Below are 23,691 nucleotides of genomic sequence, written 5' to 3'. Positions count from 1 at the left end.
GCGGGCGATGAGACGTGTCGTTATCACGGGTACCGGCATGGTATCACCTTTGGGCTGTGGCACCGAGGTGTCTTGGGCGCGGTTGCTCGCTGGGCACAACGGCGCCCGCCTCGTAACTGAATTCGAGGTCGAGGATCTTGCGGCAAAGATTGCCTGCCGAATTCCCGTAGGCGACGGCACCCACGGTACGTTCAATGCTGACGATTGGATGGAGCCGAAGGAACAGCGCAAGGTCGATCCCTTCATCATCTATGGCATGGCCGCCGCCGATATGGCGCTGGCCGATGCCGGCTGGCACCCGGAAACGGACGAGGATCAGATTGCAACGGGCGTGATGATCGGCTCGGGCATCGGCGGCCTCGAAGGCATTGTCGAAGCCGGCTATACGCTGCGCGACAAGGGTCCGCGCCGCATCTCGCCCTTCTTCATCCCAGGGCGTCTCATCAATCTCGTTTCGGGGCAAGTCTCGATCCGCCATAAGCTCCGCGGCCCGAACCATGCCGTCGTCACGGCATGTTCGACCGGTGCGCACGCGATCGGCGATGCCGCCCGCCTCATCATGCTCGGCGATGCCGATGTCATGGTTGCCGGCGGTGCCGAAGCTCCGGTCTGCCGCATTTCGCTTGCCGGCTTTGCCGCCTGCAAGGCGCTGTCGACGGACTTCAACGATACACCGCAGAAGGCTTCGCGCCCCTATGATCGCGACCGTGACGGCTTCGTCATGGGCGAGGGTGCCGGCATCGTCGTGCTCGAAGAGCTCGAACATGCCAAGGCACGCGGCGCCAAGATCTATGCCGAAGTCGTTGGCTACGGCCTCTCGGGCGACGCTCATCATATCACCGCTCCGTCCGAAGACGGCGAAGGCGCATTCCGCTGCATGACGTCGGCTCTGAAGCGTGCCGGCCTGACGCCTGATGATGTCGACTACATCAACGCCCACGGCACTTCGACCATGGCGGATACGATCGAGCTCGGCGCCGTTGAGCGGCTGGTCGGCAATGCCGCGTCGAAGATCTCCATGTCGTCCACCAAGTCGGCCACTGGCCATCTGCTCGGCGCCGCCGGTGCGATCGAGGCGATCTTCGCCACGCTCGCCATCCGCGACAATATCGCCCCGCCGACGCTCAATCTGGACAATCCGGAACGCGAAACCGCCATCGATCTCGTTCCGCACAAGGCCCGCAAGCGCGAAATCAATGTCGCGCTGTCGAACTCCTTCGGCTTCGGCGGCACGAATGCGTCGCTTGTTCTGCGTCGCTATGAGGCTTAATAACAACGCGTAACTATGAGAGCGGGGATGCCTTTTGGCAACCTCGCCCGCATTCTTGATTGTTGCTGCGCCTTCGTCTTTTTCGGGAATGCGGTGCGGGAACGCCTGATCGGTCGAAGTCGGAGCTCGCGTTCCGCCTTATCTTCTGAACCTGTTTTTTGCCGCATTGCTTGGCCAAAGAGCAGGCAATCACAAAAGGGAAGGGATTGCCGGTGAGCGATACGAACCAGAGCAATGGAACTCCGAACGGGCAGAAAGGGCCGATCATCCCGAAGTCGGCCAATGAAGCCTTGCGTCCGGAGCGTGTTCCGGACCCGCCGAAGCGTTCGCGCAAAGCCCGCAGCCAGATGGTTATCTTCCTGAACTTCCTGATGACGCTGGCAGTTTTTGTTGCCGTCGTTGCGATCGGCGGCGCCTATTACGCGTTTTCGATCTATCAAGGCCCCGGTCCGCTGACGACCAATACGAATTTCATCGTTCGGAATGGTGCCGGTCTCGGCGAGATCGCCAATCGCCTTGAATCCAATAACATCATCAGCGATCAGCGCATTTTCCGGTGGCTGACGGCCACCTATCTCCATGACGGCGAAACTCTTCGCGCCGGCGAATATGAGATCAAGGCTGGCGCTTCCATGAAGGACATCATGGAACTGCTGAAGTCCGGCAAGTCGATCCTCTATTCCGTTACCCTGCCTGAGGGCCTGACGATTCGGCAGATGTTCAACAAGCTGCAGGCCGATACCGTGCTCGAAGGCGATCTGCCGTCGGCGCTGCCGCCGGAGGGCAGCCTGAGGCCCGACACCTATAAGTTCACGCGCGGCACCAAACGCACGGAAATCATTCAGCAGATGGAGGCCGCGCAGACGAAGCTGGTCGAGCAGATCTGGGAAAAGCGCGACTCCAGCGTGCAGTTGGCGAATAAGCAGGATTTCGTCACGCTGGCCTCCATCGTGGAAAAGGAAACCGGTCTTGCCGATGAGCGTGCGCACGTCGCGTCCGTCTTCCTGAACCGCCTCGGCAAGGGCATGCGTCTGCAATCTGACCCTACCGTCATTTACGGCCTCTTCGGCGGCGAAGGGAAGCCGGCCGATCGTCCGATCTATCAGTCCGACCTGAAGAAGGACACGCCTTATAATACTTACCTCATCAAGGGTTTGCCGCCGACGCCGATCGCAAATCCTGGGAGAGACGCCCTGGAGGCTGTTGCCAATCCGTGGAAGACGCAGGACCTTTATTTCGTCGCTGACGGCACGGGCGGACACGTCTTCGCCGCGACACTGGACGAGCACAACGCCAATGTCAGGCGTTGGCGCAAGCTGGTTGCCGAAAAGGGTGAAGATCCCAGCGCCATTGCCGTTGACGGTCAGCCCGACGATGCTGCCGTCGCTCCAGGCTCAGGCGCACAGCAGAAGAAGAAAACCAACTGATCCTCACTGCGCTGCGGCTTGTATAGGAAGCGCGGCGCGGATTCACTTTACATTGACCCATAATGCGAAGACTTTCGTTGGATGGGGATAGAATTATCGGAGGCTTGCATGGCATTGCAGTCCATGACCGGTTTTGCCCGGCGTGAGGGAACGAGCGGTCGTGGCCGTTGGGCATGGGAGCTGCGTTCCGTGAACGGCAAGGGATTGGATGTCCGTCTGCGCCTGCCGCCAGGCCTGGAGCGCCTTGAGGCTGATGTCCGCAAGTCGATTGCGGATCGGCTCACGCGCGGCAACCTGCAGGTCAGCCTTTCCCTTTCCATAGAGGAGAGCCGCGTCGAGGTCGTCGTGAATCAGGATGCGCTGGCCGCGGTCCTGGCGCTGCGCGATCAGCTGGCCGGCATCGTCGATCCCGCGCCGCTGCGACTGGAAAGCCTGATGGCCGTGCGCGGTTTGGTGGAATTCAAGGAAGCCGAAGAAAATGAAGATGCGATCGCTGCCCGAGACGCCGATATCATGGTGGGCCTTGAGGCCGCGCTCAGTGATCTCAGCGACATGCGCCGGCAGGAAGGAGATGCACTCGGCAAGGTGCTGCTCGGCCACGTGGCAACGATCGAGGCATTGACGACGACGGTCGAGCGTGATCCTTCCCGTTCGCCGCAGCAAATTGCCGCAAGGCTAGCCACCCAGGTTTCGATGCTTCTCGATGGCTCGTCCGGCCTCGACCGTGACAGGCTGCATGCGGAAGCGGCCCTTCTCGCCACCAAGGCCGATCTGCGCGAGGAAATCGATCGTCTCAAAGCGCATGTGGCGGCAGCGCGCGATCTCATCTCGAAGGGCGGCCCTGTCGGACGCAAGCTCGATTTTCTTGCACAGGAATTTAACCGGGAATCGAATACCATCTGTTCAAAATCGAATGCCGCGGCCGTGACTGCCGCCGGCATCGAGCTGAAGGTAGTAATCGACCAGTTCCGCGAACAGGTCCAGAATTTGGAGTAGGCCATGAAGCCGGCGACAGCCACATCCATTCCGATCGCCCGCCGAGGGCTGATGCTAGCCATCTCCTCGCCGTCAGGTGCCGGCAAGTCGACGATCGCGCGCACACTGCTCGATAAGGACAAGCAGGTGAGCCTCTCCGTCAGCGTCACGACGCGGCAGCGCAGGCCGAGCGAAATCGAGGGCGTGCACTACCATTTCGTCTCGCAGCGCGAGTTCGAGCGCCTTCGCGATTCAGACTCCCTGCTGGAATGGGCCGAGGTGCATGGCAATTTCTATGGCACACCGCGCGAGCCTGTGGAGACTGCCATGGCAGAGGGCCGCGACATGCTTTTCGATATCGACTGGCAGGGTGCGCAACAGTTGCAGGAGAAGATGCCGGCTGATGTCGTCTCCATCTTCGTGCTGCCACCGACCATGACGGAGCTGCAGTCGCGCCTGCATCGCCGTGCTGAGGATTCCGAAGAGGTCATTGCCATGCGTCTCGCCAATTCCCGGGCCGAGATCGCTCACTGGCGCGAATACGACTATGTCATCGTCAATGACGATCTGAACGTTGCTTTCGACGCCGTTCAGTCGATCGTCAAAGCCGAGCGCCTGCGCCGCGACCGCCGGCATGGCATGTTCGATTTCGTCCGTGATCTGCTGGAAGAGACGCCGAAGCTGTCAAGCTGATTACAGGCAGTTTGCCAGACGGCAGAATTCTTCTACCGAAAGCGTTTCGGCGCGACGCTGCGGGTCGATATCGGCCTTTAGCAGCAGGGTTTCGCCACCAATTGGCTTCAGGCTCTGGCGCAGCATCTTGCGGCGCTGGCCGAACGCGGCCTGTGTCACCTTCTCCAGCTTATCGACTGAGCAAGGAATGGGGTTTTCCCTTGGTGTCAAATGTACAACCGTCGAGGTCACCTTCGGCGGGGGCGTGAAGGCCTGCGGAGATATATCGAACGCCATATGAGCCAATGTCCGCCAGCCGCAGAGCACGCCAAGTCGGCCGTAATGGTCATCATCCTCCTGCGCCACGATCCGCTGACCGACCTCCTTCTGGAACATCAGCGTCAGGGACTGCCAGAAAGGCGGCCATTGCCCCGGCAGCAGCCAGTTCACCAAAAGCTGCGTCCCGACATTATAGGGCAGGTTGGCGATGATCTTCACCGGCTCTTGCGAGGCAAGGGCGGCGAAATCCGTCTTCAGCGCATCGCCTTCGATCACCTCGAGCCGGCCCGGATAGTGATCGGCGATTTCGGCCAGCGCCGGCAGGCAGCGCGCATCGCGTTCGACGGCGATGACCTTGGCTGCACCGAGCGCCAGGATGGCGCGCGTAAGACCGCCCGGTCCGGGCCCGACCTCGAAAACAGTGACGCCCTCGAGTGATCCCGCTGTGCGCGCGACCTTCTGAGTCAAATTGAGATCGAGAAGGAAGTTCTGCCCAAGCGCCTTGCGCGCGTCGAGGCCATGGCGCTGGATTACATCGCGAAGGGGCGGCAAGCCATCGAGAGCGGCCATCAGGGATTGTTTCCGGTCTTGCTGCTGATCTCGTTCGCCAGCTTCAGGGCGGCAACCAGGCTGTCTTCCTTGGCAATGCCCTTGCCGGCGATGCCGAAGGCCGTACCATGATCCGGAGACGTGCGGACAAAGGGTAAGCCGAGCGTGACATTGACGGAATCGTCAAAGCCGAGCGCCTTGGCGGGGATTAAAGCCTGATCGTGATACATACAGATCGCGACATCGTAACGTCGACGGGCATCGTCATGGAACATGGTGTCGGCGGGCAGGGGGCCGAATGCATCGATGCCCTCGGAGCGGAGCTTGTCGATCGCGGGCCGGACGATTTCGTCGTCTTCCTTGCCGAGCGCACCATTCTCTCCGGCATGCGGATTAAGGCCTGCCACGGCAAGGCGCGGCTTGGAGATGCCGAAACGGACGCGGAGGTCGTGATCGGTAATCCGGCATGTCTCGGCGATCAGGTCGGAGGTCAGCGCTTCCGGCACTTCCTTCAACGGAATATGGATGGTGACCGGAATGGCGCGAAGCTTCGGACCGGCAAGCAGCATGACCGGCATGACCGGCTTTCCGGTCGCACGCGTTGCAAGATCTGCCAGGAACTCCGTATGACCGGGAAAGCCAAAACCGGCATCATAGAGCACCGATTTGGCAATCGGATTGGTAACGACTGCGGATGTCTGGCCGCTCATACTGAGAGAAACAGCCATCTCTATGGCGGCGATGGTTCCCTTGGCGGTGGCGACATGCGGTTTGCCGGCGATGACATCGCCCCCTGCTTCGATCGGCAGGATTGGCAGTGCGTCGGGAAAAACGCTGCCGGCATTTGTCGGATCGGCGATCGCAAACGGTACAGCCAGTCCGAGCTGAGAGGCCCGTGCCGCAAGCACGGCAGCATCGCCGAGGAACAGAAAGGGCGGCAAATTCAACTCACCGCGGCGCAGCCAGGCGGCGAGCGTAATGTCGGGGCCTATGCCAGCCGGATCCCCCTGCGTGAGCGCAAGGGGGAGGGAGGAGCGCGGCGGCATCGTCAATCAGCGATAGACGATCTGCGCCTTGGAGCGCAGTTCATCCATGTACTTCTTATCGTTGGCGCTCACACCCGTTGCCTTATCCTTGCCGATATCCTCGGCGCGGAATACGGCGGCAGCGGCAACGTCATCGTTCACCTGGCGCTGGGAGCAGATGGCGACATATTCGACGCCTCGGTCGGTCACGATGGGAGCAGTCGTATTGCCGGAAGCCTTCTCCAGCATCGGCTTCCACATTTCCGGGACTTCCGGTGCGAGCACACGGCCGAGATCCTGAACGGAAACGTCGCGCATCGTAGCGGCAAAGACCTTCGCCTGATCGCAGCCAGGGAACTTCGACCGTGACGCCTCGGCTTCTGCCTTGCGCGCATTCAAGATGGCGTTGCGCTTTGCTGCCGGTACCACGAAAACGATCTGCTTCAGGAAATACTCGGTCGTAACGGGTTTTGTCTTGTTTTCCGTCATGCGCGTCACGAGATCGTCGTTCGACATTCGGCTTCTTGCGCCGAAACGTGCATTGACAACCCGCGGCCAGCTCATGGAAACGGCGATATAGGACTTGAAATGATCAACGCCGACGCCGGCCTTTTCCAGAATCTGGCTGAGCTGCGCCGGTGTCATCTTGTTGCTGGAGGCGAAGCGGCCGAAAGCGGCATCGACATCCGTCGTTGAAACGGACATGCGCAGGCGGGAGATCTCCGCGCGCTTCAACGTTTCGTCGACGAGCTGCTCCTTGGCGAGTTTGTTCAGATCGCCCTTCTGGCGCTGCAATTTGAGGAAGGCGACGCGTTTGGCGATGTCACCGGATGTGATCACCTGGCTATTGACGAGAACTTTCACTTCGCTTGCTGCGAAAGCAACATCGCTGCTTGGCACGGCGAAGCTCGCCATAACCAAGGCCGCCGCTCCAAACACCAGAGCGCGCATCGGTGCATTTCCAGAAAACATCAATTACCCCTTCCCAAAGGTATTTCCTGCCAGCATTGCGCCGTTTTGGTGCGCCTGTCGCGCAATACGGCAACTTTGCGCCACATGTCTACATCAAGCGCGATGAATTGCAAAATCCTTGCGGCGAAACAATGACGTCGGAAACAGCAAGCCGCATCCATGCAAAAGAGCCGGCGGTGAAGCCGGCTCTTTTGCAGTTTCGATTCATATCAGAATGTCGCGTCCTGGACGCTGCCAAGGTTGACATCGCCAAGCGTACGGAAGGTCAGGCGAGCGCCGATCGACCAATTGCTTGCCGAGCTGGCCGTCGAATCCTTCTTGTCGAGGAAGGACACCGTAAAGATCGTGCATTCGTCCTCGTAGGAAAGACCCACGCCCTGGCGGGTAATCTCATTGCTGTTGAGATCATAGCTGACTGTGCCGAAGACGGACCAGTATTCCTTGAACTTGATCTGCGCGCGCGACTGGATTTCATCCTGATTGCTGGTGAAACCATATTGCGGCTGGGCCGCAATATGCGTGTAGATCAAGGACGTCTGGAATACATCGTTCGAGAAGCCGACAGATGTATCGCCGCGCTTGAAAGCGAAATCCTTCTGATCGAAGCGATAGGATGTCGCGAGCGAGATACCTTGCGGTGTCGTCAGACCGAACATGGTGACGTAGTCGGAGCGGGTCGTTTCAAGCCCCGAATCCGAACCGACGCCAGCCAGATCGTCGGTCGCAAACGAGTTGCGACCCGCGAGCTGATAGGACTGTCCGAAGATATGCTGAAGCTTGTAACCGCTGTCGAAGCTGGCCGTATAACGCCACCCCACATTCGCGCGTGTACCACCCTCGATGCGATCGAAGCCCGAGAACTTGTCACGATCGAAGAGATTGGTGGCGTCGAAAACGAAGCTCTGTGCATCTTCGTTCGGCAACCGACCAGCAAGCTGCTCGTCCGGCCGCACATAGATCTGCGCGATCGGCTCGAACACGTGCGTGCTGTTGCTTGTCGTGATCAGGAACGGGTACTTGGCTTCGAGCCCCGCCGTGACCATGCCACGGGTGGCATAGTCGCTGGTGTCGTAATTGCCGGGATAGCTGAACGATGTGCCGAAAGAGTTGGGCGAGTTCATATCCAGACCATAGACGTCACCGCGCGCCGCCGCCAATGGCGTCAGCACAAGGCCTTCATCGGTCGTAAAGGTACGCTGCCACTGCACCTCGGTGCTCAGGCGCGTATAGTCGCCGGAGAGGCCGAGGAAGCGGTCGTTCAGGTTGGCATCGCCAAGATTGACTACGTTGTCGAGTGCGGATGTCTTCTCGCGCGACAGGTGCGTGAAGTTCATCGTTGCCGACAGCTCGCCGCCGTAAACCGACTTCGGGTCTACATAGTGATAGTCGATGCTCGGATAGACATATGCCTGCTGCTTTTGTGCCGTGGCGTTATTATCTGTATCCTGCTCGTTATAGTAGAAGGCGCGCATGTCGAAGAAATTGCGCTTTCCGATACCAGTCAGGTAGGCTTGGTTCGTATGGGTGCTCTGGTTGAGCCCGTCCAGTCCATAAGTGCGCGAGAAATTGTTATCGCTCTGCACCATGACATCCCAGCCGAAAGTCCAGCGAGGATTGATCCTGAAATCGGCCTTGGAATTGATCATGCCGCGCGTTTTGTTCTCGGCATCAGTCGTCCCGGCCGTGAAGGCGTCCGGATTCATCTGATTGATGCCGGCAACGCGCAGGATATGCGTGCCGTTCTCGAAACGCTGGCGGAATTCACCCTCCAGCAACAGCCCCTGGTTGCTGAAGCCCGTGGCGGTGACCGTCGCATCCATGCTCGGTGAGATGACGTAGTAGTAAGGAACCCTTACGCCAACGCCGAGACGCTGCGAAACGCTCACCGACGGAAACAGGAAGCCGGACTTGCGCTTGACCGTATTGTCGGGAACCGTGACCCACGGAACATAGGCGATCGGCAGGCCGAACAATTCGAAGCGAGCGTGCTCGAGACGGATCGTGTGCGTCACGCCGTTCTGGACGACGCGTTGTGCTTTGACCTGCCACAGAGGCGCACGTCCCTGTTCGGAGCAGGCCATGCAGGCTGTGTAAACGCCCTTTGTGAGGATCAGCTGATTGCCACCGACGCGCTCGCCCTTTTCGGCGACCATTCGGGTATTGTCAGGCATTTCAATGCGAAGGGCGTTCACGAAGCCGTCGGAGAAGCTGTCGGTGACGTCCATTTTGTCACCGTACATGCGATTGCCGTCCGGAGTGATCAGCTCGACATTGCCGAGCGCCGTCATTCGTCCGGATTTCTGATTATATTCGACCCGCTGAGCGACCATCCTGTAGCCGCCATAGTTGATCTGGACCGCACCGCTTGCGGTGACGATCTGCGTATCCTTGTTATAGACCAGTTCGTTGGACGAAAGGACTAGCTTTGCGCCATCCGGCACCTTCACCTTGATAGGGGAGGTCGCAGTGCCGGCACCGCCATTGTTATTGCTGGCATTATTATTGTTGACCTGGGCGTAAGCGACGACCGGGCTCAAAATATATGCACATGCGGCCGTGCCCGTAACCAGGGCAGCCACAAACTTTCTGATACTCTTGCGGTTGCCTGCCGCCACTTAGCCGTCCTCCTGATGAAGCAGGATCGTTGCCCCGAATGCCAATGCGACGATCACGGGTATCCATGTCGCCACATAGGGAGGAACCACTCCGCTGCTCCCGAATGCCTTTACAAGCACGGTGACAACATAAAGCACGAAGCCGGAGAGGATTCCACCCAGAATAACAGAGCGCGATTGATTGAATCTACTGAATTTTAGGGACACGGTTGCCGCAATCAGCGTCATTGCCACCAGAAGGAATGGCTGTGACAGAAGCGAATAAAACTGTGTCTCAAGTGCGTTGGTCGATATGCCGAAGGAGCGTGCGACCTTTATTCGATTAGAAAGATCATAAAAAGCAATGGTTTCCGGTTGAGCCAAGCGTTGCGAAACGAAATCCTGTTTCAGATTCGTACGAACCTGTACCGAACTCTTGTGGTCCGGAATTTCACCGGGCCGGCGCTCGACGACGTTGTTAAGAAGCCAGTAACCATCTTGCAACTTAGCCGAGTCGGCGTCCTGCCGCAGGACGATATTTCCCTGTGAATCAAAGTGGATAAACACGACACCGGTCAACGTCGTTCCATTGTTCAGAATGGCCTTGGCACCGATGATCGTGTCGTCTTTTCCGCTGGATTGGCGCAGCCACGGAACAGAAAGCGTATTGCGATAGGACGGGTCTCCGCGCAGGTCGGCTTCGATTGTTTCAGCATGTCGCTGGCCCCATGCCGCAACCGGATTAAGCGCGAGCATGGTCATGAGACCGACGCAGAAAGCGCCCATCACGAAGGGCGTCATGAATTGCCATACGGAGATGCCAGCCGCGCGCGCGATAACCAGTTCGCGGCGGCGGTTGAGGGCGATCAGCACCGTCATCCCCACGAAGAGCGCGATGAACGGTACCGTCTGCTGCAGGATGAACGGCAGCCTGACCGCCGTCATCAGCAGGCCGACGGACACCGTATATCCGGGCAATCCCGCAAGACGCCCGGCGGTCTCGCTGAAATCGACGAGATAGACAATCGAGACGACGCCAAGGAAGAACCAGAACGTCGTTACGATGTAACGCGTAAAGAAGTAGCGCCAGAGCGTGCCGAAAATCATGCACCGCCCCCGTTCGAGCTGCCCGGTGCGGTCGGCATGCGGTCCTGGATTTTTTGTCTCCAGTTGTTGAGGCGGTTGCGGATCGAGACGGGCATCGCCATCTTCCGGCTCCGCAGCAAGAGGACAATCGCGATAAGGGCTGCGATGATATTGATGCCGTAGAGAACGCCAATGAATTTGGTCGAATGGTCAATCTGGTTGGCGGCGTAGAAATCCGCCCAGCGTAGCGCGAACGCTATGCCCAGCGCCGATACCATCGGATGCAGCCGCGCCTCGCGATGTGACCGCGCATCACCTGCAATCACCAGAGATATCAGCGCGAAGATTGCCGGCAGTGCCCAGTCGTTGAGGCGGCGGTGCAATTCGGCCCGATAATCGCCAGGCCTTTGCTTATAGTCTGGATCATTCGTATCCGGATTGAGCAGAAAACCGAGGCTGCGATCGCTGGCTCGCGCGTTTGGCTGGCCGCGACTTTGCGTCATGTCCGAGAGGTCGAAAGAGTAGGAATCGAACTTGATGACCGAGACGGTGCTGTCGGGTGTCTTGCGGTGAACTTCACCGTCCTTCATGAGCAGCGACGTACCGCTTGGGTCGACCGCCCCTTCCTTCGCATAATAGATGAGATCGAAGGCGGGATCGCGCGAATCGACCACGAACAATCCCTTGAGGATGCGTCCCGACAGACGCTGCGAAATCTGGACATAGAGCCCGTCCTCGATGCGCCGGAAGTTCTTCTCTTCGATCACTGTGGATAGAAGATCCGCATAGGCCTCGGCTACCATCTGACGCGCGGCGACGCGGGCTCTCGGTTCGACGACATTGTCGACGAAAAAGGAGAACACGCTAATCGCAATGGCGAGAATCATGATCGGGCGGATGATGATGCTGCGCCTCGCGCCGGCAGCTTCCATGACGGTCAGCTCGGAATCGCTGTTCATCGCCGTCAAGGTCTGCGTGACGCCGATGACCAATGCGAAAGGCAGAACGATCGGGATAATCGTCGGCAGAATGAGCGTCGCGAGCTTTGCGAAGGAGCCCATGGACTGACCACTATCGGTCACGAGGTTGATGCGCTGCAGAACCTGGGTGGTCCAGATAATAGCGAGCACCGGCAGCAGTGCCACCAGGAACATCATACCGACACGCCGTACGATATATGTCTCGAATAACTTCATGCCGGCCCTTAAACGCAACAGCTGCCGGGCGAGCCGACAGAGATTCACCCTCCTCTACGCTGTTTGCGTTTTTTTGGCGACAACCAACTCGAAAAAAATTCGTTAATTTTCCGAGATTTTTTTGTCGTGTGTCGTTTGAGATAAAGCCAGCAGAGCGGCGAATATGACAGGCGAAGAAAGCCAGCCGAGGACGGCATCGGAGAGATAATGCGCGCCGAAAGTCACTCTCAGCGCGGGAATCAGCAGTGAAACCGCCGCGATCGGCAGGGCCGCGGCCGATCGGAACGGCTGCGGGATGATGAGAATAAGACAAAAGAGCCAGCCGGCCGCTGCGGCCTCACCGGAGATGAACGAACAGTTGCTGACACATTTGCCGGCGAAGGACCCGGCATGCACGAAATCGAGCGTGCCGCCGAAGAGATCGGTCTGCCGGGGCCGCGGGCGGCCCGAGAACGCCTTCAGCCACAGATTGACGATCAGCACCGGACCGATGAGCACGGAACCGAGCGCAACCTTGAGATTGCATGCTCTGGGTGCATTGAAGGTCGCGCCGTGATCCCGCCAGCATCTGAGCAGCATCCAGAGCAGCACGAAGGCGACGACATAGGGCAGTTGAAAGAAGATTTCCCTCAGCAGGCGCATGTGCTGATCGCTGCTATAAGGAAAAATGCCACAGATCTGGTCAGGCCTTGTGTTTCCAAAGCATTGCTGCCGTTGGAAGAACATGTTCGCGATGCTGAGATCGATCTGTGGAAAAAGGGAAAACAGACCCAGCAAAGCCAACCAGAGACAGAAGAGGGCAATGAAGGCATCGCCTGCCGTGCGTGGCCTTAGAACCTCTGGAAACCGATCTCCGCGGTTGATGCTGTTGAAATCTATGATCAAGGCGGCTTCCCGGCGAGAATTGAACCGCCGAGGCGGTTAAACACCATCGCACTAGCCTAATCCCGCTAAATGACAGGGATTTGAAGAGGCCGGACATCTCTTATGGAGAGAATGCCGCGTCGAAAGCTTGTATTCCTTAGGGAGACCTTGAATGATGGTTGTGCAAAATTCTCTCACTACGACGTATATTTATCGGAGCAGAAATGTCTGTGAAATTCGAGATTTCCTTCGCCAAGTCGGCTCGTCTCAGCGGCGGTCTGGCCATTCTCCTGAAAGACACGGACAGTGAACTGCCGGCGGGGGCGGAGAGCGCCGATCCGGCGAATGTTTTCGCCAAGGCGGCACCTGTATCCGGCTTCAAGGGCAAAGTGCTGAGCAGTCTGGATCTCATCGCGCCCGAGGCCTCGCCCGCCGATCGGATCATCGTCATCGGGGCCGGCAAGGCCAGGAACCTGAGCGCGCACGACTGGCTGAAACTGGGCGGCAGTGCGGCGGCAAAAATCCGCAATACTGAGAAGGTTGCGATCTTCCTCGATGCGCCCAACGTCGAAGTCGGCCCCAAGGAGGCCGCCGATTTTGCCTTGGGCATGCTTCTGCGCGCCTACAGCTTCGATACCTACAAGACGAAGAAGGGCGATGACGACGAGAAGGCGGCCTCCCGCAAGGCGGTGAAAGTGACGATCGTCACCCAGGAGGCGGCCGCCGCCAAGAAACTCTATGCGACCTCCGAAGCGGTGGCCGGCGGCGTGATTCTCGCGCGCGATCTCGTCAATGAGCCGCCGAATGTCCTCGGCCCCGTGGAATTCGCGGCCAAAGCCAAGGAGTTGGAGAAGCTCGGTGTCGAGATCGAGATCCTGACGGAGCGTGAGATGCGCCGGCTCGGCATGGCGGCTCTGCTGGGCGTCGCGCAAGGTTCGGCCCGGCCGCCGCGGCTGGTGGTCATGCAATGGAAGGGCGGCAAGGCGAAGGACAAGCCGATCGCCTTCATCGGCAAGGGCGTCGTCTTCGACACCGGCGGCATTTCCATCAAGCCGGCTGCCGGCATGGAGGAGATGAAGGGCGACATGGGAGGGGCTGCGGCCGTCACCGGCCTCATGCATACGCTTGCCGCACGCGAAGCCAAGGTCAACGCGATCGGCGTTATCGGTCTTGTGGAAAACATGCCCGACGGCAATGCGCAGCGTCCGGGCGATATCGTCACCTCCATGTCCGGCCAAACGATCGAAATCATCAATACCGATGCCGAAGGCCGGCTCGTTCTCTGCGATGCACTCTGGTACACGAACGACCGCTTCAAGCCGCAGTTCATGATCGATCTGGCGACCTTGACCGGCGCGATCCTCGTGGCGCTCGGCAATCTGCAGGCCGGCCTCTTCAGCAATGACGACAAGCTGGCAGGCGAACTGACGGCGGCGGGCCTTGCGACCGATGAGCGTCTCTGGCGCATGCCCCTTGGCAAGGACTACGACAAGATGATCGACAGCAAGTTCGCCGATATGAAGAATACCGGCGGGCGCCATGCCGGCTCGACCACAGCCGCCCAGTTCCTCAAGCGCTTCGTCGGCGATACGCCCTGGGCACATCTCGATATTGCCGGCACGGCGATGGGCTCGGTTCAGGACGAGATCAATCAGTCCTGGGGTTCCGGCTTCGGCGTGCGCCTGCTCGATGAACTGGTCCGTTCCAATTACGAATCGTGACCAGCCGGATTTTGTAAGATAGAAGAGGCGCCATGACCGACGTTCTCTTCTATCATCTGACGGAATCGAAGCTTGAAGACGCCCTGCCGCCGCTGATCGACAAGAGTGTCGAGCGTGGCTGGCAGGTCGCCGTGCAGATGCGCGAGCCGGCCCGGCGCGATCTCCTCGATAGCCATCTATGGACCTATCGCGAGGACAGCTTTCTGCCGCATGGCACGGATGAAGGCGACATGGCAGACAAGCAGCCGGTGCTACTGACCATTTCCTCTGAGAACATAAATAATGCTTCGGTGCGTTTCTTCATCGACGGCGCCGAGGCAACGGATGTCGGAGCCTATCAGCGCGTCGTGCTGATGTTCGACGGCTACGATCAGGAACAGTTGGAAAGCGCGCGTGCCCAATGGAAGCGCCTGAAAGGCGAGGGGCATAACCTAACCTATTGGCAGCAGACGCAGGACGGCCGCTGGGAGAAGAAGGCCTGACCTTCTTCCGATTGATTGGCGGGAAGGTGCCTTACGCGCCTTCCGACAGGATCTTCTGGATGAAATCCTTCTTCGCCGCCGTATAGGACGCTCGATCATTGGCATATTTTGCCGCAAGCTCGATCTTCAGTGCCTCATAGGCATGCGCCAAATCCGGCTCGCTGCGCAACCGGTCGCGAAAGATCAGGAAGTTGCGCCAGGTCGGACCGCCATATTCGACCACATGCACGAGGTGCGTGCGGGTATCCCCTTGAATGTCACGACCGAAAATATGGTCGTCCGGCACGATATTGCTGCCGGCATAGACGTAGCCGATAGACGCCATCGGCTCGACACAGGCAAGCCCATCCTCGAAACGCCGCACGCCGACGGCAATATCGATGATCGGCTTGGCCTTTATCGTTGGGATCGAGGTGCTGCCGAAATGCTGGACATCGACGGCAAGGTCTCCGAGAGCCTTGCGAATGGCAGCTTCCTCCAGCAAATAGGCTTCGTGCCAGCTCTGGTTCGGGTCGGCGAGCTTGACGGATTTGTTGCCGACGCCGAGGCCAAAAGATTGTTCATGCTCCGATGCCATAGGCATCTCTCCAGTGAAGACGATGCACCACGCTAGCACGCCGCGGGCGGCATTGTCTTCACCGGGAAAGCCTCATCAATCGTAAAATGCTTCAACGAATTTGCGCTTGCCCAGCATGAAGGCATCGGCGACGTGGCGCAGCGGCGAAAGATCGACGTCGGATGTCCCGGCTTTGACGATCTCTGCAAAATGGCGATAGAGCGAGGGATATTCGGCCTCGGGCGCCGAGAATGTGAGCTCGCCATTGACGGAAAGCTTGGAGCCGCCTTCGGCCAGAACCATCTGGCCGGCATCCGTCTCTGCGACAATATCCCAGCTCTGCTTGCCGGTCTGGCGCCAGTCAAATTCGGCGTGGACCGGAAGGCCGGTCCCGCTCTTGAAATGCAGGTCCGCCGCAATCGGCGAATCGCGATTTTCCGGGAATTCGAGTGTCGCGCCGGTCAGGAAAAGCGGCGGCAGGATATGGGTGACGATCGATAGCGCATTGATGCCCGGATCGAAGACGCCGAGCCCGCCGGCCTGCCAGATCCATTCCTGGTTCGGATGCCAGTGGCGGACGTCTTCCTTCCAGATTACGTGAGCGCTGCGGATATTGGTGCTGGCGAGGAAGCTCTTTGCAGTCTCCACCGCCGGAGCATAGCGCGAGTGCCAGCTAGCAAAGAGCGACACGCCCTTGGCCTTGGCGAGGTTTTCGAGGTCGGCGACTTCACTCAGCGTCGCACCCGGCGGCTTTTCCATGAAAACATGCTTGCCGGCCGAAAGCGCCTTGTATGCGGCTTCATAACGATATTGCGGCGGCATGCAGAGAGAAACGGCATCGATGTCAGGCACGGCATCGAGCATGGCCTCGATCGTCGTGAAGGCGGGAATGCCTTCGACCGTGCCATGACGGCTTGCCGTGGCGATCAATTTGAAATCCGCGTTGTTCGCGATGGACGGAAGATGCTGGTCGCGGACGATCTTGCCGACACCGACGATAGCGAGGTTGATGGGGGACATGTGCGTCTCTCGATTAGTATGATTATTGATGCGATCTTTATCAGAATGCCGCATGTGGGCAAGGGCGGCAAATCGCAAATGCAAGAACCAGGTCCAATCTTGGACCATCGTGCCCAGGCGTCATCATGCTTGGAAAACGGGTGCGGGCTCTTGATTCACAGCCTGAAATCGGCACTCTTCCACTGCGCGGCCAAAAGATCCGGGAAGAATCGCTGCGGGGGGAAATCATGAAAATATTGCTCGGCTTCAGCCGAATCGTCGACTATGTGACTGAGATCATTGGAAAATCAGTCTCATGGCTTATTCTGGTAGCCGTCTTGGTCAGCGCCGGAAACGCGATCGTCCGTAAGGTCTTCAACACCTCGTCCAATGCCTGGCTGGAAGCGCAATGGTATCTGTTCGGCGCCGCCTTCATGCTCGCCGCTGCCTATACACTGCGCCAGAACGAGCATATCCGCATCGATATCATCTACGGCTCGCTGTCGCGTCGCCTGCAGCACAGGATCGATCTCATCGGCCACTGCCTGTTCCTGATGCCTTTCGTGCTGCTCATGGTCTACGATCTCGTGCCCTATGTCCGCACCTCCTTCATGTCCGGAGAGGTGTCTTCCAGCGCCGGCGGCCTGATCATCTGGCCGGGCAAGGCGTTGCTGCTGGCAGGCTTCTTTCTGCTGGCGTTGCAGGGGCTTTCCGAGATCATCAAGAAGATCGCCGTCATGCGCGGCGATATGGATGATCCGACCCCCTATGTACCGACGCATGCGCCGCTCGATATCGAAACCCCGGCCGGGGAGGCGCGCTGATGATCGAATTCATCGCCGTGAACATGGCGCCGATCATGTTCGCCTCGCTCATCATTTTCCTGCTTCTGGGTTATCCCGTCGCCTTTGCCCTTGCTGCGAACGGTCTGCTGTTCTTCTGGATCGGCGTCGAGCTTGCACCCTATTCGGGCGGCACCATCCATCTCTCATGGCCGCTCCTCAATGCTCTTCCCGATCGCTTCTGGGGGGTGATGTCGAACGACACGCTGCTGGCGATCCCGTTCTTCACCTTCATGGGTATCGTGCTGGAGCGATCCGGCATGGCCGAAGACCTGCTCGACACGGTCGGCCAGCTGTTCGGGCCGATCCGCGGCGGTCTTGCCTATGCGGTGATTTTCGTCGGAGCGCTGCTGGCCGCCACCACCGGCGTCGTCGCGGCTTCGGTTATCGCCATGGGGCTGATCTCGCTGCCGATCATGCTGCGTTATGGCTATGACCGGCGGGTTGCCTCCGGCGTCATCGCCGCTTCCGGCACGCTGGCGCAGATCATTCCGCCGTCGCTCGTCCTGATCGTACTTGCCGACCAGCTCGGCCGTTCGGTCGGCGACATGTATGCCGGCGCTCTCATTCCTGGCCTCGTGCTGACCGGTCTCTACATGCTCTATGTATTGATCATGTCGATCGTGAAGCCGGACTCAATGCCGGCATTGCCGAAGGAGGCCCGCTCGCTCGGCTCGGGCGTCACATCCTTGCTGATCGCATTGCTAGTGTGTGTCGGCGTGGCCTATGCCGCCCACATCTATCTGACCCCGACCTATGGCGGGGACGCGGATATTCTCGGTGCCACCGTCGGCGTTGCCTTCATCTACGCTATTGCAGTCCTGGACAAGGGGCTGAAGTTCAACGTCATGTCCCGGCTGGCGCAGCAGGTTATCATCGTCCTCATCCCCCCATTGGCGCTGATCTTCCTCGTTCTCGGCACGATCTTTCTCGGCATCGCGACGCCGACGGAAGGCGGCGCCATGGGAGCAGTCGGCGCGCTGGCGATGGCGGCTGCCAAAGGCAGGCTGAACATGGAAGTCATCCGCTCGGCACTGACCTCCACGACCCGGCTTTCAGCCTTCGTACTGTTCATCCTGATCGGCTCGCGCGTCTTTTCGCTGACTTTCTATGGCGTCAACGGCCATCTCTGGGTCGAGCATCTGCTGGTGTCGCTGCCCGGCGGCGAGGTCGGCTTCCTGATCGCCGTCAACATCCTCGTCTTTGTGCTGGCCTTCTTCCTCGACTTCTTCGAGCTTGCCTTCATCATCGTGCCGCTGCTGGCACCCGCGGCAGACAAGCTCGGCATCGATCTCATCTGGTTCGGTGTTCTGCTCGGCGTCAACATGCAGACCAGCTTCATGCACCCGCCCTTCGGTTTCGCGTTGTTCTATCTCCGCTCGGTCGCTGCCCGCGTGCCCTATCTCGACAGGGTGACGGGCAAGCAGATCGCGCCCGTCACGACCGGGCAGATCTACTGGGGATCCGTGCCCTTCGTTGGCATCCAGATCCTGATGGTGGCATTGACGATCATGTTCCCGCAGATGGTCATGCACTACAAGGGAGCGGGAACGGGTGTCGATCCCAACACGATTAAGATCGAGGTTCCCGGCTTCGGTGCACCCGGCCAGGACAATGGCGGCGGCCTCGGTCTGCCGGGGCTGCAGCTTCCAGGCGGCAATCCGCTTGACGGCAAGCCGGCGGATCAGGGCGCCGGCGATCAGCCGAAGCCGCCAGCCAACGATCTCAGCAAGCCTCCGTCTTTTAATTGATGCACACGACACGCATCGGCATGCCTATCGATCTAACACAACGAAAAACCCCGGAACATCGCTCCGGGGTTTCCTCTTTTGAGATCGGCTATTCGATCAAATCTTTCCAGAGCGCTGCAGCGTCATCATGTAGACGTCGTAGCTGTATTCGGCGACCTGGGTATAGAGATAGTGCTGGCCGCGGAAGCCCTTGATCGATTCCCAGATTTTCTTGAAGGTCGGGTTGTTGGCTTCCATCTCCGCATAGACCTCGTTGGCCTTGTCGAAGCAGGCATTCATGATCTCGGTGCTGAAGGGTCTAAGCTTGGCCCCTTCGGCAACGACCCGCTTGATGGCGGCCGGGTTTAGGTAATCGTATTTCTGCAGCATGTTGGCATCGGTCGCCTGCGCGGCCGTGCGCAGCAGCGATTGATAGGCCTTCGGCAAGCCTTCATAGGCCGCCTTGTTGAACATGACATGCACCGTCGGGCCGCCTTCCCACCAGCCGGGATAATAGTAGTAGGGCGCGACCTTGTAGAAGCCGAGCTTCTCGTCGTCATAGGGGCCGACCCATTCGGCCGCATCGATCGTGCCCTTTTCGAGCGCCGGATAGATATCGCCGCCGGCGATCTGCTGCGGCACGACACCGAGGCGTTCGACCACCTTGCCGGCAAAGCCGCCGATGCGCATCTTCAGGCCCTTGAGATCGGCAACCGTGTTGATTTCCTTGCGAAACCAGCCGCCCATCTGCACACCGGTATTGCCGGCCGGGAAGCCGATCAGCCCCTGAGTTGCCAGGAATTCGTTGAACATGTCGATGCCGCCGCCGTGATATTGCCAGGCATTCATGCCGCGGGCGTTGAGCGCGAAAGGAACGGCAGCTCCCAAGGCCCAGACCGGATCCTTGCCCCAATAATAATAGGCTACCGAATGGCAGGCTTCGACGGTTCCGGCCGAGGTGGCGTCTGCTGCCTGAAGGCCCGGCACGATTTCGCCGGCCGCAAACACCTGGATGTTGAAATTACCGTCTGTGGCCTCCGACACATATTTCGACAGCACTTCGCCGCCGCCATAGATCGTATCGAGCGATTTCGGAAACGACGATGTCAGGCGCCAGTTGATCTTCGGATTGCTCTGGGCAATGGCCGGAGCAGCAAGCGTTGCGGCAGCTGCCACCGAACCCGCACCGGCGACGCCGGCCTTGCGCAGAAATGAACGACGATCCATCTATTACTCCCCCCGGATACGAGCGGGCGGGCTCGCCCGCTCTTCGTGATCACGGCTGCAGCTAATCACGCCCCTCGACGCGTTTCAAGCGTATCGGAAGCTCGTGCAACCGTTGATTTTTGCTCGAACCCGGAAGAGGGGCGGCCTAGAGGTTTTTGCCTTTTACGATCGTTTCCCGCAGGAAGCTATAGCCCAGCGCGGTACGTGTCGCGCGTTCCGTCGAAGCGCCGTCGCCGCCATGGCCACCCGAGCCGAATTCGTGGAACAGCGGGTGATGACCGAGCGCTTCCAATTGAGCCGCAAAACGTCGGGCATGCGAAGGGTGAACCCGGTCGTCATTGCTCGAGCTTTCGATGTAGATCGACGGATAAGTGATCTCGGAGATAGGCTTGACATTGTGCAGTGGAGAATAGCTCAGCAGATAATCGCGGTCCGCCGGATTGTCGGGATCACCATATTCGTCGATCCAGGCTTTTCCGGCCGGGAAGACATGGAAGCGGGTCATATCCAGGACAGGCACCTGGCACCAGATGGCACCGAAATCCTTTGGATAGCGTGTCGTCATGACGCCGGTCAAAAGCCCACCATTGCTGCCGCCATTGCCGGCAATGCGCGATGGCTTGGTATAGCCGCGGGCGACTAGATCGCGGGCGACGGCGGCAAAGTCCGCGAACGCCTTGTGGCGCCCGTGCCCTTTGGCGGCACGGTGCCAGTTCGGCCCGAATTCGCCGCCGCCGCGAATATAGGCCATGACATAGGCGTTGCCTTGCTCCAGCCAGCGGCCAATGACGCCGGAATAATAGGGGCCAAGCGAGACGTCGAAGCCGCCATAGCCATACATCAGCACCGGCAGTTCACCCTTGGTCCAGCTTCTCGGCAGGACGATATGATAGGGAACTTTCGTGCCGTCTTCGGAAGTGGCTTCCAGCAGGACGGAAGTCATGCCTTCGCTGTCGAAATAGGTCGGCGAACTGGCAATGTGCTTGAGTTCAAGCGGGGTCTGGCGATCACCAAGATCCAGCCGGTAGGAGGAGGGCGGCTGCAGAAAGCCGGCGCCATAGACCTGCAGCGTATCGTCGCCGAGATGCAGATCGGAATAGAGCGGTGCGACCGACACCGTCTGAATATCCGCAGGCAGCGCGATTTCGCGGATTTCGGCATCGGTCCTGGTCAGATCGAGAACGAAGAGATGCGGTTGCATATTGTCCGAGACAATGAAGACGCACCATTCGCGCAGTAGCAGGAATTGCGAAACCGATTGCCGCTCATTGGGCGAAAATAGGATGCGTCTTTCATCAGCGTCGCTCTTGCCGGGCTCCCGCGGCAGGGGCTGCAGGGCCAGGCTGCCGGCCGGAAGCCGTTCATCGGTCTTGGCAAGCCAGATCAGATGGGAGTGGTTGAACCCGAACTCGGCATCCTTCGGCAGGTCGATCCGTCGCAGCGAACCGTCCCCATCCTCGATGAAATGGCTGGCGCTGCCGATTTCGTGACCTGCGTTGAAGATCCGGATCGGCTTGGCCGCATCTCCCGTCGCAAGACCGGCGAGCTGCGGATCGAAGATCGAACAGGAGCCATAGATGTCGCTGTCATCGGCGGCATAGAGCACGGGCGCATCCGCCGGCGCCTGGCCGCGTTTCAGGCGGCGGCCGACGCGCGGCCAGCCGGAACGCGTCGAGGATTCGCGGTCGATGGAGCCGAAATAGGCGATTTCGTCGCGGCCGAGCCAGGTCGCGTGACTGCGCACGGCCGGCGTGTCGAAGCCGCCTTCGACGATGCTCTTCGTCTCGCAATCGAATTCGAGCATGCGAATGGGATCGGAGCCGCCGTCGGAAAGGCAAAGCAGCACCCGCGTCGGCTCCCACGGGCAGGTGATGGCGCCGCGCCAGAGCCATTTCCTGTCTTCCTGTTCACAGAAAGCATCGAGATCGAAGATCGGTTCCCACGGCGCATCGGGAAGGGGTGCGAGATCGGCCGGCAGCCGATACCAGCGACCGAGCGGATGATCGGCGCTGCGATGAAAATCGAACAGCCAGTTGCCGCGCCGAGTGGTGGTGATCAACCGGTCCTCGCGCTCGATCATGTCCTTGATCGCGGTGCGATCCGCCTCGAACTCCGGCGTTTTCAGCAGCCGCTCGGAGTCCGCATCCATTTTGGCGACGAATTGCAAGGTTTGCGGATCGTCGTCGCGTTCGAGGTGGAGGTGCATGGCGGCTCCGGATTCTATTGCTGATGGTGATGAGGCATCAGCAAACCAAAATACGGGCGCTGAAGCAACCGTCCTTCCGCACCGTATTGGTCATAGATTTTTCGGTGTTGGCCCGCCTCAGCGGACCATCTTAGTGCCGGCCTGCGCGACGAGATTGGTCGCCGGACCCGGTTCGCGCTTGTATTTCAGCGTGACGACCTTGTAGCCCTCATTCTCCAGCCTGCTCAGGAGAGCAGGCAGCATCCTGACAGTGCGCTGGTGAATGTCGTGCATCAGGACGATACCGCGGCCGCGCTGATGGAGCTGCTTCATGGTGCGATCGACCACCGAGGCGGGCGTCGAGGTGAAGTAATCCTTGCTGTCGATATCCACGTCCATGACGATCATGTCGCGGGCCGCGATGGCGGAGCGCAGGCGCTTGGAGTCGGCGAGGTAGGGGAAGCGGAAGAAGGGAACATCCGTGCCGATCGCCTTGGTGACGGCATCCTTGCCGCGGGCGATCTCTGTCATCGCCGCGTCGAAGGTCATCTTGTCGAGATCGGGATGGCGGAAGGTGTGGCTGCCGATCGCATCGCCATGCGCAAGCACCTCGCGTGCCGTCGCCGGATGAGCCTTCGCCATTTCGCCAACCATCATGAAGGCGGCCTTGACGCCGAATTTGTCGAGCGTGGCGAGAATGCGTTCCGTCTTGCCGGGAGCCGGGCCATCGTCGAAGGTCAGAATGACCTCCTTGTCGGCGAGCCTGATATCCTTGAGCGACGAGACTTCCAGCGTGCGGCCGGCGAGATTGTGCGGGCCGTTCATGCCGGCCAGGTCATCCCGGGTTTCGAGATCGGCGACAAGCCATTTCTTCGGCTCCATCTCGATGGGATCGTTGGCATTCAGCGGCTTGTGGCGCGGCTCTTCAGCGGCATAGCTGCTCTTGAGCGACGCTTCATTGCCTGGCTTGGTGGCGCATCCTCCGAGAGCCAGAGACACGGCAAGGCCAGCCAGCAACAGACGGTAGTTCATCAGAATCG

20 protein-coding genes are annotated in these 23,691 nt (G+C 59.5%); 8 read left to right on the top strand and 12 right to left on the bottom strand.

The window, feature by feature from the left end; genetic code table 11:
- Window positions 1–7: 7 nt before the first annotated feature.
- From fabF to gmk, 4 genes are all read left to right on the top strand, one after another.
- Complete coding sequence (gene fabF, locus AC13QE_RS09560; protein ID WP_488483468.1) at window positions 8–1,270, top strand: beta-ketoacyl-ACP synthase II; 1,263 nt, start codon at window positions 8–10, stop codon at window positions 1,268–1,270.
- Between the two features lie 212 nt (window positions 1,271–1,482).
- Window positions 1,483–2,697, top strand: a complete 1,215-nt coding sequence (mltG, locus tag AC13QE_RS09555) for an endolytic transglycosylase MltG (RefSeq protein WP_112410674.1) — start codon at window positions 1,483–1,485, stop codon at window positions 2,695–2,697.
- A gap of 108 nt (window positions 2,698–2,805) precedes the next feature.
- Window positions 2,806–3,693, top strand: a complete 888-nt coding sequence (locus AC13QE_RS09550; RefSeq protein ID WP_488483467.1) for a YicC/YloC family endoribonuclease — start codon at window positions 2,806–2,808, stop codon at window positions 3,691–3,693.
- Between the two features lie 3 nt (window positions 3,694–3,696).
- A complete protein-coding gene (gene gmk / locus AC13QE_RS09545; RefSeq protein ID WP_488483466.1) occupies window positions 3,697–4,365 on the top strand; it encodes a guanylate kinase in 669 nt (222 codons plus the stop codon).
- On the opposite strand, the gene rsmA is transcribed toward gmk, so the two are convergent.
- From rsmA to AC13QE_RS09510, 7 genes are all read right to left on the bottom strand, one after another.
- On the bottom strand, window positions 4,366–5,193 hold the full coding sequence (gene rsmA / locus AC13QE_RS09540) for a 16S rRNA (adenine(1518)-N(6)/adenine(1519)-N(6))-dimethyltransferase RsmA (protein WP_488483465.1): 828 nt from the start codon (window positions 5,191–5,193) through the stop codon (window positions 4,366–4,368).
- The gene (gene pdxA, locus AC13QE_RS09535) at window positions 5,193–6,218 is read right to left on the bottom strand and encodes a 4-hydroxythreonine-4-phosphate dehydrogenase PdxA (RefSeq protein WP_488483464.1); all 1,026 of its coding nucleotides are present in this window, start codon (window positions 6,216–6,218) and stop codon (window positions 5,193–5,195) included. Before pdxA ends, rsmA begins: the two co-directional genes overlap by 1 nt.
- 6 nt (window positions 6,219–6,224) lie before the next feature.
- Complete coding sequence (locus AC13QE_RS09530) at window positions 6,225–7,169, bottom strand: SurA N-terminal domain-containing protein (protein ID WP_015339366.1); 945 nt, start codon at window positions 7,167–7,169, stop codon at window positions 6,225–6,227.
- A 209-nt stretch (window positions 7,170–7,378) separates the two neighbouring features.
- Window positions 7,379–9,784, bottom strand: a complete 2,406-nt coding sequence (locus AC13QE_RS09525) for an LPS-assembly protein LptD (RefSeq protein ID WP_132716250.1) — start codon at window positions 9,782–9,784, stop codon at window positions 7,379–7,381.
- Complete coding sequence (lptG, locus tag AC13QE_RS09520; RefSeq protein ID WP_015339368.1) at window positions 9,785–10,870, bottom strand: LPS export ABC transporter permease LptG; 1,086 nt, start codon at window positions 10,868–10,870, stop codon at window positions 9,785–9,787.
- Window positions 10,867–12,045, bottom strand: a complete 1,179-nt coding sequence (locus AC13QE_RS09515; RefSeq protein WP_488483463.1) for an LptF/LptG family permease — start codon at window positions 12,043–12,045, stop codon at window positions 10,867–10,869. Before AC13QE_RS09515 ends, lptG begins: the two co-directional genes overlap by 4 nt.
- A gap of 102 nt (window positions 12,046–12,147) precedes the next feature.
- On the bottom strand, window positions 12,148–12,930 hold the full coding sequence (locus tag AC13QE_RS09510) for a phosphatase PAP2 family protein (RefSeq protein ID WP_488483462.1): 783 nt from the start codon (window positions 12,928–12,930) through the stop codon (window positions 12,148–12,150).
- Between the two features lie 203 nt (window positions 12,931–13,133).
- Here AC13QE_RS09510 and AC13QE_RS09505 point away from each other — a divergent pair, with 203 nt between their 5' ends.
- Window positions 13,134–14,630: a leucyl aminopeptidase gene (locus AC13QE_RS09505; RefSeq protein WP_488483461.1), complete on the top strand. Its 1,497-nt coding sequence runs from the start codon at window positions 13,134–13,136 to the stop codon at window positions 14,628–14,630.
- Between the two features lie 32 nt (window positions 14,631–14,662).
- Window positions 14,663–15,112, top strand: coding sequence for a DNA polymerase III subunit chi (locus tag AC13QE_RS09500; RefSeq protein ID WP_132716254.1), 450 nt, complete (start codon window positions 14,663–14,665; stop codon window positions 15,110–15,112).
- A 31-nt stretch (window positions 15,113–15,143) separates the two neighbouring features.
- Here the strand turns inward: AC13QE_RS09500 and AC13QE_RS09495 are convergent, their stop codons facing one another.
- Together AC13QE_RS09495 and AC13QE_RS09490 are read right to left on the bottom strand one after the other, a co-directional pair.
- Window positions 15,144–15,689, bottom strand: a complete 546-nt coding sequence (locus AC13QE_RS09495) for a GrpB family protein (RefSeq protein WP_132716255.1) — start codon at window positions 15,687–15,689, stop codon at window positions 15,144–15,146.
- Window positions 15,690–15,764: 75 nt separating this feature from the next.
- Window positions 15,765–16,688: a Gfo/Idh/MocA family protein gene (locus AC13QE_RS09490; RefSeq protein WP_488483460.1), complete on the bottom strand. Its 924-nt coding sequence runs from the start codon at window positions 16,686–16,688 to the stop codon at window positions 15,765–15,767.
- A gap of 227 nt (window positions 16,689–16,915) precedes the next feature.
- Here AC13QE_RS09490 and AC13QE_RS09485 point away from each other — a divergent pair, with 227 nt between their 5' ends.
- Window positions 16,916–17,491 (top strand): TRAP transporter small permease subunit, encoded by a 576-nt coding sequence (locus AC13QE_RS09485; RefSeq protein ID WP_488483459.1) that lies wholly within the window; start codon window positions 16,916–16,918, stop codon window positions 17,489–17,491.
- The gene (locus AC13QE_RS09480; protein ID WP_488483458.1) at window positions 17,491–19,260 is read left to right on the top strand and encodes a TRAP transporter large permease; all 1,770 of its coding nucleotides are present in this window, start codon (window positions 17,491–17,493) and stop codon (window positions 19,258–19,260) included. The genes AC13QE_RS09485 and AC13QE_RS09480 overlap by 1 nt, the downstream gene beginning before the upstream one ends.
- A gap of 96 nt (window positions 19,261–19,356) precedes the next feature.
- Here AC13QE_RS09480 and dctP read toward each other — a convergent pair whose 3' ends face one another.
- From dctP to AC13QE_RS09465, 3 genes are all read right to left on the bottom strand, one after another.
- Window positions 19,357–20,466, bottom strand: coding sequence for a TRAP transporter substrate-binding protein DctP (gene dctP / locus AC13QE_RS09475; protein ID WP_015339378.1), 1,110 nt, complete (start codon window positions 20,464–20,466; stop codon window positions 19,357–19,359).
- A 145-nt stretch (window positions 20,467–20,611) separates the two neighbouring features.
- Complete coding sequence (locus AC13QE_RS09470; protein WP_488483457.1) at window positions 20,612–22,672, bottom strand: prolyl oligopeptidase family serine peptidase; 2,061 nt, start codon at window positions 22,670–22,672, stop codon at window positions 20,612–20,614.
- Window positions 22,673–22,789: 117 nt separating this feature from the next.
- Window positions 22,790–23,683: a polysaccharide deacetylase family protein gene (locus AC13QE_RS09465; protein WP_488483456.1), complete on the bottom strand. Its 894-nt coding sequence runs from the start codon at window positions 23,681–23,683 to the stop codon at window positions 22,790–22,792.
- Between the last annotated feature and the right edge of the window lie 8 nt (window positions 23,684–23,691).

The organism is Martinezella sp. CNPSo 3957 (assembly GCF_057784395.1).
This window is presented reverse-complemented; position numbering and strand designations above follow the sequence as displayed.

What these genes read in the sequence shown, in the direction of transcription:
- fabF (WP_488483468.1), top strand. Translation starts at nt 8, where the DNA reads ATGAGACGTGTCGTTATCACGGGTACCGGCATGGTATCACCTTTGGGC.
- AC13QE_RS09550 (WP_488483467.1), top strand. Translation starts at nt 2,806, where the DNA reads ATGGCATTGCAGTCCATGACCGGTTTTGCCCGGCGTGAGGGAACGAGC.
- gmk (WP_488483466.1), top strand. Translation starts at nt 3,697, where the DNA reads ATGAAGCCGGCGACAGCCACATCCATTCCGATCGCCCGCCGAGGGCTG.
- rsmA (WP_488483465.1), bottom strand. Translation starts at nt 5,193, where the DNA reads ATGGCCGCTCTCGATGGCTTGCCGCCCCTTCGCGATGTAATCCAGCGC.
- pdxA (WP_488483464.1), bottom strand. Translation starts at nt 6,218, where the DNA reads ATGCCGCCGCGCTCCTCCCTCCCCCTTGCGCTCACGCAGGGGGATCCG.
- AC13QE_RS09530 (WP_015339366.1), bottom strand. Translation starts at nt 7,169, where the DNA reads ATGTTTTCTGGAAATGCACCGATGCGCGCTCTGGTGTTTGGAGCGGCG.
- lptG (WP_015339368.1), bottom strand. Translation starts at nt 10,870, where the DNA reads ATGATTTTCGGCACGCTCTGGCGCTACTTCTTTACGCGTTACATCGTA.
- AC13QE_RS09515 (WP_488483463.1), bottom strand. Translation starts at nt 12,045, where the DNA reads ATGAAGTTATTCGAGACATATATCGTACGGCGTGTCGGTATGATGTTC.
- AC13QE_RS09505 (WP_488483461.1), top strand. Translation starts at nt 13,134, where the DNA reads ATGTCTGTGAAATTCGAGATTTCCTTCGCCAAGTCGGCTCGTCTCAGC.
- AC13QE_RS09500 (WP_132716254.1), top strand. Translation starts at nt 14,663, where the DNA reads ATGACCGACGTTCTCTTCTATCATCTGACGGAATCGAAGCTTGAAGAC.
- AC13QE_RS09495 (WP_132716255.1), bottom strand. Translation starts at nt 15,689, where the DNA reads ATGGCATCGGAGCATGAACAATCTTTTGGCCTCGGCGTCGGCAACAAA.
- AC13QE_RS09490 (WP_488483460.1), bottom strand. Translation starts at nt 16,688, where the DNA reads ATGTCCCCCATCAACCTCGCTATCGTCGGTGTCGGCAAGATCGTCCGC.
- AC13QE_RS09485 (WP_488483459.1), top strand. Translation starts at nt 16,916, where the DNA reads ATGAAAATATTGCTCGGCTTCAGCCGAATCGTCGACTATGTGACTGAG.
- AC13QE_RS09480 (WP_488483458.1), top strand. Translation starts at nt 17,491, where the DNA reads ATGATCGAATTCATCGCCGTGAACATGGCGCCGATCATGTTCGCCTCG.
- dctP (WP_015339378.1), bottom strand. Translation starts at nt 20,466, where the DNA reads ATGGATCGTCGTTCATTTCTGCGCAAGGCCGGCGTCGCCGGTGCGGGT.
- AC13QE_RS09470 (WP_488483457.1), bottom strand. Translation starts at nt 22,672, where the DNA reads ATGCACCTCCACCTCGAACGCGACGACGATCCGCAAACCTTGCAATTC.
- AC13QE_RS09465 (WP_488483456.1), bottom strand. Translation starts at nt 23,683, where the DNA reads ATGAACTACCGTCTGTTGCTGGCTGGCCTTGCCGTGTCTCTGGCTCTC.